This is a genomic window from Desulfovermiculus halophilus DSM 18834 (assembly GCF_000620765.1).
Taxonomy (GTDB): Bacteria; Desulfobacterota; Desulfovibrionia; order Desulfovibrionales; family Desulfothermaceae; genus Desulfovermiculus; species Desulfovermiculus halophilus.
Map to the genome: position 1 here is coordinate 286,185 of NZ_KK211185.1, position 8,968 is coordinate 295,152.

At 49.1% G+C, this 8,968-nt stretch carries 9 protein-coding genes and 1 tRNA gene; 4 read left to right on the forward strand and 6 right to left on the reverse strand.

Annotation, left to right across the window (positions count from 1 at the left end):
• Window positions 1-99: 99 nt before the first annotated feature.
• From N902_RS0115620 to N902_RS0115640, 5 genes are all read right to left on the reverse strand, one after another.
• On the reverse strand, window positions 100-1,794 hold the full coding sequence (locus tag N902_RS0115620) for a type IV pilus modification PilV family protein (RefSeq protein WP_153304261.1): 1,695 nt from the start codon (window positions 1,792-1,794) through the stop codon (window positions 100-102).
• 8 nt (window positions 1,795-1,802) lie between these two features.
• The gene (locus tag N902_RS19000) at window positions 1,803-2,258 is read right to left on the reverse strand and encodes a PilW family protein (RefSeq protein WP_051564682.1); all 456 of its coding nucleotides are present in this window, start codon (window positions 2,256-2,258) and stop codon (window positions 1,803-1,805) included.
• Window positions 2,259-2,284: 26 nt separating this feature from the next.
• Window positions 2,285-2,647, reverse strand: coding sequence for a prepilin-type N-terminal cleavage/methylation domain-containing protein (locus tag N902_RS0115630; protein WP_027371655.1), 363 nt, complete (start codon window positions 2,645-2,647; stop codon window positions 2,285-2,287).
• The gene (locus N902_RS19005; protein WP_027371656.1) at window positions 2,644-3,129 is read right to left on the reverse strand and encodes a type II secretion system protein; all 486 of its coding nucleotides are present in this window, start codon (window positions 3,127-3,129) and stop codon (window positions 2,644-2,646) included. The genes N902_RS0115630 and N902_RS19005 overlap by 4 nt, the downstream gene beginning before the upstream one ends.
• 235 nt (window positions 3,130-3,364) lie before the next feature.
• On the reverse strand, window positions 3,365-4,609 hold the full coding sequence (locus tag N902_RS0115640) for a type IV pilus twitching motility protein PilT (RefSeq protein WP_027371657.1): 1,245 nt from the start codon (window positions 4,607-4,609) through the stop codon (window positions 3,365-3,367).
• 246 nt (window positions 4,610-4,855) lie between these two features.
• Between N902_RS0115640 and N902_RS0115645 the strand changes: the two genes are divergently transcribed.
• The 4 genes from N902_RS0115645 (at window position 4,856) to N902_RS0115660 (ending at window position 8,520) form a co-directional block, all read left to right on the forward strand.
• A complete protein-coding gene (locus N902_RS0115645) occupies window positions 4,856-6,556 on the forward strand; it encodes a putative bifunctional diguanylate cyclase/phosphodiesterase (RefSeq protein ID WP_084288522.1) in 1,701 nt (566 codons plus the stop codon).
• A gap of 79 nt (window positions 6,557-6,635) precedes the next feature.
• Window positions 6,636-6,723: transfer RNA gene (locus N902_RS0115650), tRNA-Leu, on the forward strand.
• 233 nt (window positions 6,724-6,956) lie between these two features.
• Window positions 6,957-8,171, forward strand: coding sequence for a tyrosine-type recombinase/integrase (locus N902_RS0115655; protein WP_027371659.1), 1,215 nt, complete (start codon window positions 6,957-6,959; stop codon window positions 8,169-8,171).
• Window positions 8,164-8,520: a hypothetical protein gene (locus N902_RS0115660; RefSeq protein WP_153304263.1), complete on the forward strand. Its 357-nt coding sequence runs from the start codon at window positions 8,164-8,166 to the stop codon at window positions 8,518-8,520. The genes N902_RS0115655 and N902_RS0115660 overlap by 8 nt, the downstream gene beginning before the upstream one ends.
• 14 nt (window positions 8,521-8,534) lie before the next feature.
• Here N902_RS0115660 and N902_RS18445 read toward each other — a convergent pair.
• A partial coding sequence (locus N902_RS18445; RefSeq protein WP_034623174.1) for an IS1595 family transposase occupies window positions 8,535-8,968 on the reverse strand: 434 nt, incomplete at its 5' end.

The window sequence follows — 8,968 nt, forward strand, 5'->3', positions numbered from 1 at the left end:
GGGAACTCTTCCGGGACGCTCCGGCGTCCGTAAGAGACCGCAGAGCGGTCTAAAGATGCTCCCACGCAGAGCGTGGGAGCGATAAAAAACAAGGACATGTTAATTTTGAATTGGGGGTATAAATTGATCCTCAGCAAGTTCCCTTACTGAAAAGTCGTCAAAAAAAACCTTGCCCGCCATATTACTCCCCCATGTATGTAAACCAATTTCAAAATCACTTTCGGGATCAAATAATAATTCACCAGTCACAGTTTTCACCTTAATATAATAATCTGTTTCATTTACTTCTTTGCTTCGTAGTGAGGCTCCATTTTTAACTCCGTCCCATTCAATAATTGTAAAATAATCATTTTGCGATGACCATCCATTGATATTTTTTACTGGCCATGGCAATTCTTCCTCTCCATCTTCATTCAAGTCAATACCGTCGCGAAATGAACTTTTTCTTAATATATCTAGTGGATTGCTATTCCCTGAATAACTACCAATAGCATGATCTCCTACCATGACTATTACTTGGTTATACTTGTTACCATTCTCATCTTTCTTTTGCTCAATACGAAGTAAAAGACTTGACCACTCCTTAATATCTCCCTGTTCTTTTACAATCGACAAATCATCTATATTAGACCACGCCAGCAGTGAAACTTTCTCAGCTGATGGATTTCCTTCATCTTTCCAGAATATCACATATGATTCATTATATCCTGGAATCAATTCATCTGGGATATTTGATTTTTTACCACCTCCCTTATTCGAGTTAGCATTTCCTTGACCTTGACTTTTCTTACTGGATTCATTCTTGACAAAGGATACTCCATAACTAACATTATTCCCTCCAGGATTTATATAATTTGACTGAAGACGAAAAGTAATTCCAGCTAAATAACTTTTCAAATTTTCCATTTTTACTTTCACTTGAACTTCGTAGTTAGAATTTTGAATATTATTCACTCCATCAAACCCCCTCATTGTTTCCTGTAGACCTGAATTAACATCAGTAACAGCTAAAGCCTCTTCTTCTATATCATATTCACCCATGGCTCCTGAACCTGATGTTGAAACCCATTTTTCAATATCGTCTTCATCAGTAAATTCCTCCCATACATCTATCGACTGCCCTGATGCGCCACCAGATATCGGCCACCAATATGTCACTGTCCTGTTCACATTCAAATCACCGGAACCAGGAAAGCTTCCCCTGGACTCAACAACCAAATGGTCCAAGCTCGTAGCACTTCCCCCAGCTTCTAAGGAATCAAAGCAAGCCTCTTCATCTGATACTGCTTGTATTTTTTCCAAGGTATCAGTGCTGTTATCATAGTGGAGGTATCTATATGTGCAATTATTGTCTTCAATTTCAAAAATACCGTTGTATTCAGGCAAATACGTAGAATTGACATTTTCGATACTCAACACACTGTTTTGATCATCAAACTCATTTACCGTAAAAATAATTGATCCTGTCGAATTTTTATGTTCAACATTAATAAATTTGATCTCTCCTCCACTTGGAACATATATAGAGGTACCATTGAGTGCTTCCACTTTATATTCATCTTCAGTCTCCTGCCAAACCGAATGCGCATATCGAAATCCTGACTCGGCCAGATTGTAGGCTCGTTCTGCGTGATTGGCCCTTACTTCATGAATGGAGGAAGTTCCCTGCAAAGAGACGACTGCCGCTCCCAGCACACCAATGACAATCATGGCCACAACCAATGCTATGAGTACACTTCCTTGGGACCTTATCATCATATTCTTGCATCTTTTGATATGTTGCTCATCTTTCATGGAACAACCTATTGATAGGTATTTCTAGGAAAAACATCTGTTGTAAAAGTCAATATCCTATCCCCTTGCTGATGAGCTACATCTAATTCAATCTTGATTTTCAGAGGATCGGTAGAATTCCGGGTAAATATATCAGCAGATCGCACCTTATCCAGCAAAGTATATCCATTTATTTTCAAATCCCCATTACTAAGACTTATTTGTCTGTTCCCCAGCGTATTCTCAAATACAAAAGGCAAGGATATTGCTCCTTCTGATCCATCACATGTATAGCATTCGCGAAGCTCCCGGGTCAGCCTGGTCATGGCCAGCTCAACCTTCTGGGTCAGTTCCGCATTCTCCTGGGCAAACAAGTACCCTTGAATTCCTGGGATAAGAAAATAGGCCATGCCCACTGCCATGATGCCCACCAAGACCAAAGTGGCAACCATTTCTATAAGTGTAAATCCTTTTGCCTTACCCATATCATCATCCGTGCATCTATCAATTGCTATTGGGTAAATAGGGCAGATATCTTTTGATCTCCAAATGAGATAGTCACTTCGAGTATTTTAAAGTCATACTCGTCCTCGATCTCGTCCTGCACTTCCTTTTTCGTAGCAGTCAAGCTGCTCTTCAGCTCACCCCAGTCATCTATATCTCCGCTGAGATATTTGGAGTACACTGCTGCATTTTCTTCCATGATAGCCTGGGCCTCAGCCAGATCTTTGGCCATAAACACCGGCTCGGAGCTGGGCACAACCGTACCTCTCAGGAATGTAAACAGTAAGGTCCCGACCACTGCAACAATAATCAGGGTCACGATGATCTCTATAAGACTAAAACCACTTTCTTTTTTGCCTTGTCTTCTCATTGGATAAAACCTGTCTCCGGCAAAACAGTCACAGTCTCATCCCCGACTGAGATAGTGTATCCGGGATCGCTGACCCGTGTACCAGCTTCCGGGTCAGGATCAGCTCCGACATATGGTGCCCCCCATGAATCAAAAGAAATGGTGAATGATGATACAGACACCTGAGAAGGAATATTTACTATGACTTGATCATCACCCATGAATCGAACCTTGTCATTTTCATCACCATCGCGAAACATAAAATACCCATTCCCAGTACACTTGACTCCCCAAGGTTGGTCTGAGTTCATAGCCCGCAACTGAGCGTGGCGCAGATGAACTTTCAACTTGTCCAACACAATCCTTTGCTCCGCCCCAGTATCTATCATCCTTGGAATAGCCACCGCAGCCAAAATCCCCAGAATAGTCAAAACGCTGACCACCTCGATCAAAGTGAAGGCACCTTGTCCGCCGGAACGAGGAGTAATAATCTGCTCTCTCATTGATCTGTGCATGCTTTTCGTATATAGAACCGGAACGAGGTTGAGCAAGCTTTTATGGTTCCCACGCTCTGCGTGGGAACTCCCTGGGACGCTCCGGCGTCCACCACAAGAGACCGCTGGAGCGGTCACAAAAGTCTCCCACGCAGAGCGTGGGAGGGTATAACACGGCGAGACGACTCGTCACCAGCGGGCTTGCAACTTCTGTCCTCTGCCCTCAGCCTTCTGTCCCCTATATTCATTCATCATCCCGCAGCTGGGCCAAAACATCGGCCAGGTCCTCGTCCCCCTTGAGGTGATACAGCCCGTCTTCGTCATCGCCTTGGATCTCGGTCTCAGATCCTGCGCTCTTTAGGGGCAGTAAAGAAGTCGAAGTCTGCCTTGTACCCATCTGTTCCTCCGGCTGCTCAGCCTCACCGCCGAACTGCGATGGACTCTCCTGCTCCGAATACTCCTCCCTGCTCGGTTGCAGGCTCTGCATGGGGGAGACAAAATTCTTCTTCTGGCCCAGAAACTCCCGTCCGTATCGCTCAAAGGTATACATCCCCTCCTGCCGGCCCATCTCCATGGCGTTCTCGATCTGGGACAGCTTCCCCTCCCGAATCAAACGCTTGATGCTCGTGGTCGTCCGTAGCACGCTGAGCATGGGCACCCGGAAGCCCAGCTCCGGCTTGTAGTGCAGCTGCTGGACTATGACCGCAGCCAGGGAAGCGGACAGCTGATGGCGGACAAACTCCTGCACATCCAGGGGGAAGGCGTTGCACACCCGATACAGGGCCTCCTCCACCGTGCTGGCGTGCAGGGTGGCAAAGACCAGGTGCCCAGCCTCGGCCGCATTCAGGGTCAGCCGGATGGGCTCCGGCTCCCGAAGCTCCCCGACCAGGACCACGTCCGGCATCTCCCGCAGGATATCAATCAATCCCTGCTCAAAGCTCTGAAAGTGAACCCCCAGCTCCCGCTGCTCAAAAAAGGAGCGGATGGTCTGAAAACGGAACTCAATGGGATCTTCCAAAGTGATCACGTGCATTGACTTGGTCAAATTGATCTTCTGCAGCAGGGAGGCAATGGTGGTTGATTTGCCAGTGCCCGTTGCCCCGCAGATGAGAATCAGCCCGGAGCGATGGTAGGTCAACTCCTGCAGGGATGCCGGAAGGTTGAGCTGCTCAACGCTGGGAATCCGGCCGGGCAGAAACCGGATAGCCAGGCTCAGCCCCCGGTGGGAGCGAAAAACATTGATCCGCAGCCTGGTCCCGGCAATGGTTTTGGCCAGATCAACGGACCACCGCTCAGACAGGATCTTCTTCTGGGTTGGATCCAGCAATTCATTGGCCAGGCTGTCTACTTCTGATGGAGACAGCACCAGATCCTTCAAATAGTTGATATTCCCGTTCTTGCGGGCCACAAAGGGATGGTTCCCGGTAATGTGCAGGTCTGTACATCCCTGGCGCATGCATTCCGCGACCAGCTCATCCAAGCTCTCCATAGGCAATTCAGCTCGCTTGCAGTAATTGTTTGCAGAACTTCCTATCAGGCTATGCGTATTTGTTCAGGGGGATAATACATAAAAGCTGTAAAAACGGCCAGCAATGCATTTGAGCCCGGCCGGACCTGCAATACGTATCTGTCCCCTCAATAAATGCGTATAAAAAAATGAGGTTGCCTTTCAAGCTGTTACAAGTTATGACCTATTTCGGCCAGTAAGATATGAGGAATCTGCAAGGAGCGCATAGTGTCCCAACACCTGAAGGCCTGGAAACACATCTGCAATGCGAGCTGGGACGGAATTGCAATAACCGATGCGAACGGCTGTATCCAATGGGCCAATTCTTCGTTCTATGATATATCAGGATACAGTGAATGCCAATCATTACTATTCACAATTCCCCTTTTGGCCTCCCCAGACACGTCCAGGTCGAAAACAGGTCAACTTTCCATGGCCAGTGTATTGGCCGCGCCGCATTGGCAAGGCGAGGCCCTGCTTCAGACCCGGGATGGGTCCTGGCAGCCGGTGCTTATAAACAAGGAACCTCTTTTGGAGTTCCAGGAAGAACAGCAGTTTGCCTGGATCGTGCGCGATCTGGGTCAAATCAGGTCATTGCAGGAAAAGCTCATCTACAGTGAGAACTCGCACCCTTTGACTCACCTTCCAAACCGCGCGTTTTTGAAAAAACGCATTCAGCACTGCCTGGAACAGGCCAAACGCCAGAATAGCCATGTCGGCCTCCTGCACATTGACCTGGATCAGTTCAGACGAATCAACACCAGCATGGGCCATGCTACCGGTGACGAGCTCCTTATCCTGGTCAGCCAGCGCCTGCAAAACTGTACCCGCAAAGCCGACACCCTGGCTCATCTGGAAGGCGACGACTTTGTCCTCTTGTTGGAAAAGCTGCCCAGAACCCGGGAAGCAGGGACTGTAGCCAGGCGAATCATCGACGAGCTGTCTGAGCCGTTTACCCTGCGGGAAAAGAAAATATACGTCAATATCAGCGCCGGGATAAGCATCTTCCCTCTGGACGCCGACGACTTCGACTCCCTGATCCGCCATGCGGAGGAGGCCATGTACGCCCAAAAGTCCTCTCCGGAAAGCGGATACAGATACTTTGACCGGACCCAGGACGGAGCGGCCTTTGCCCTCCTGCGTTTCGAATCCGATTTGCGTCAGGCAGTAAGAAATCAAGAGTTTTATCTGGCCTTTCAGCCCCAGGTTCAGCTTCAAGGCCCCTCTATTCGGGGGGTGGAAGCCCTGGCCCGGTGGCATTCCCCGGCTCGAGGCCCGGTCTCTCCGCGCCAGTTCATCCCTGCGGCCGAAAAGACTGGACTTATCAACCAATTGGGCCGCTGGGTCCTGGAAGCCGCTTGCCGCCGGGCGGCGGCCTGGCAGGAGCACGACACCCTTTCCTCCTGCCTGATGACCGTCAATGTCTCTGGCATTCAGCTCACCGAGCCCGGATTTCTGGATCAGGTCCGGAAAAGCCTGGACACATCCGGCCTTCCGCCCCAGTGCCTGGAGCTGGAGATCACGGAGAGTACTCTGCTCCAGGAAAAGCTGAAGACAGCTCGCATCCTCGAGTCCATCCGGGAAATGGGAGTGCGGGTGGCCATCGACGACTTCGGCACTGGTCAGTCCTGTCTGGCAGTTCTCAAGGACATGCCGGTGGATACCCTGAAAGTGGACAAGAAATTCCTGCGTCAGGTGCCTGAATGCCCCCAATCCACCCGCCTGCTGAAAACCATCCTGGATATCCGGCACGCCATGGATCTGGAGACAATCATAGAAGGAGTGGAAACCGCAGAACAGGCAGCCTTCCTTCAAGAGCAGGACTGTCACGTGGTCCAGGGGTTCTGGTGCAGTCCCCCGGTTCCGGAGCCGGATCTTCTGGAGTTTTGCTTAACTCTTGTCGCAGGTCAAAAAATGTGTCGAGGTTAGGAGCCTACATGCCCAACCCGGCAGTATTGCGGGGAAACAATTGACGAGCATTGTGTTCTCGGACTAGACTCCAGCCCATGCCCGGGTGGCGGAATTGGTAGACGTAAGGGACTTAAAATCCCTTGGAGCGATGCTCCGTGCGGGTTCGATTCCCGCCCCGGGCACCAAATATCCTTCCAGCACAGTCCAGCCTTTACAAGAAACTCCACAAAAAAACAGTTAGATAAGCTCATAATCGGGGCCATTACAGGCCTCGTTTGTCCAATTACATCCGTTGACATCCGGGGGTATCTGGGGGTATTTTTGGGGGTGTGGGGGTATTTTAAAGAGCCTTAGAGACAAAAATACCCCCACTATCGCCTAGACATATGAAAACTCTCAACAATCCCCGGAGTGTTTTATGCCCCTTTCAGACACCAAAATCAAAAATGCCAAATCGGAAAATAAACGATATAAATTGACCGACGGAGGCGGCCTGTACCTTGAGGTGACCCCGGCAGGAGGAAAGCTTTGGCGGTATAAATATCGCTTCAACGGCAAGGCAAAACTCCTCGCTCTAGGAAAATACCCCGACGTCTCTCTCAAAAAAGCCAGAGAAGACCACCAGCTTGCAAGGCAGCAATTGGCTAATGGGCACGATCCGGCAGTTCTCAAACAGCAAAAGAAACTCTCGAAATCCAATACATTTAAGTCATTGGCTGATCAGTGGTGGAAAGCCCAAAAAGCCAGATGGACGCCTGGACATGCCCATACGGTTTATCGTCGTCTGGAAACCGATATCTTCCCTTGGCTTGGGGACTCTCCCATCAATGATATCACCACAAAAGACGTGCTTGCAGTGCTGCGTAAGGCAGAGTCACGCGGTGTCCTGGACACTGCCCATCGCTTGGGACAGATGTGCAACAATATTTTTCTCTTTGCGGTAGCCAGCGGCGTGTGTGACAACAACCCGGCCGCGGATATCTCCAAGGCTCTCAAAGTCGTTCCCAAAAAGAATTTTCCGGCGATAACCGAACCAGAGGAAATCACCGCACTTTTAAAGGCTATCGAAGGCTTTCAGGGGTCATTCATCGTTCACTGCGCCCTCCGCTTTGCTCCCCTGGTCTTTGTTCGGGCCGGCGAGCTACGCAAAGCCGAATGGTCGGAGATTGATTTTGACAATGCTCTGTGGTCAATCCCTGCCTCTCGGATGAAAATCAAGCGTGATCACTTTGTTCCTCTTTCTGACCAGGCTCTGGCCATCCTTCAAGAACTCCATCCTCTTACCGGAAAAGGTACGTACGTTTTTCCTACTATCCGCACCCAGTCCAGGCCCATGTCTGAAAATACGATCAATGCAGCCTTAAGGCGGCTTGGATATGGGCAGGACGAAATGTGTGCCCATGGATTCAGGACAATGGCCAGCACTCGACTCCATGAGCTAGGCTGGCCGTCTCGGGTGATTGAGATGCAGCTGGCTCATGTGGACAGAAATAAGGTGCGCGGGATCTACAACAGGGCTGAATACCTGGATGAAAGAATCCGGATGATGCAAGCCTGGGCTGACTATCTGGACAGTTTGAAGGCTGGAGCAAAAATTCTTCCCTTCCAAAAAGAGGTCAATGCCCATGGATAAAGACCAAGGTCTAAAAAACGACATCCAAAAAGTGCTGGATAAATATAAGCTTACTCCCACTGACAAATGGTGGGATCAATATTTCTCATTGCTTCGGACATATCAAGCCTGGCCGGATCAACAAGAAGTAAGACCAGCTCCACATGAGCTGAAAAAACGATTAACTACACTTAAAGAGTATGTTGATAAAGAAATGAAATATTACAGAGGGGGTGGACAGCCTGACCTCTCTCCTGATCTTTTTGAAGATAAATATTATAGGGGCATCGCCCAGCCTGATCTCTTTGAAGATGACAGCGACATAGAGTACCAAGAGTTCTGCAAAGGCGCAATTATCGTTACCAGTTGATAACCTAAGATAACCTAACCAGCTGCCGCCTGGACCCACGCCGTGGATGAAAGGACGGTGTTAGGTCTCTCAAACATTCGCCTCCAGCCTAAATAGTTGGGCAAGTACTTAGTGGCTACACCGTGAAAACGCTTAATCCACTCCTTCAGCCGGCTGTGATAGGCATTGACGTTTTGGATATGAAAAACTGGATCTCGCTCATGAACATGCTTACTGTGTGCAATGATTCTGTATTGAATCTTCTGAGCATTAACAAAGCCCCATAGAGCATTGCCTCCATCAATACACAAGATGTTGTCGCTCCCGACTTTACCGATGAGAGCTTGTGTAATAGAGGCGGTTGTCTGGTCTGTAAGTACGGCATCAACTATGGTTCCTGCCCTGTCTCGGGCTATAAGAACGGGGACCTGTTCACGGGAAAGTCCAGGAGATTTGGCCTTTCCACCGC

Coding starts and splice junctions, on each gene's coding strand:
- N902_RS0115655 (WP_027371659.1), top strand. CDS start 6,957: ATGCCCCTTTCAGACACCAAAATCAAAAATGCCAAATCGGAAAATAAA.
- N902_RS0115640 (WP_027371657.1), bottom strand. CDS start 4,609: ATGGAGAGCTTGGATGAGCTGGTCGCGGAATGCATGCGCCAGGGATGT.
- N902_RS19005 (WP_027371656.1), bottom strand. CDS start 3,129: ATGAGAGAGCAGATTATTACTCCTCGTTCCGGCGGACAAGGTGCCTTC.
- N902_RS0115630 (WP_027371655.1), bottom strand. CDS start 2,647: ATGAGAAGACAAGGCAAAAAAGAAAGTGGTTTTAGTCTTATAGAGATC.
- N902_RS0115620 (WP_153304261.1), bottom strand. CDS start 1,794: ATGAAAGATGAGCAACATATCAAAAGATGCAAGAATATGATGATAAGG.
- N902_RS19000 (WP_051564682.1), bottom strand. CDS start 2,258: ATGGGTAAGGCAAAAGGATTTACACTTATAGAAATGGTTGCCACTTTG.
- N902_RS0115660 (WP_153304263.1), top strand. CDS start 8,164: ATGGATAAAGACCAAGGTCTAAAAAACGACATCCAAAAAGTGCTGGAT.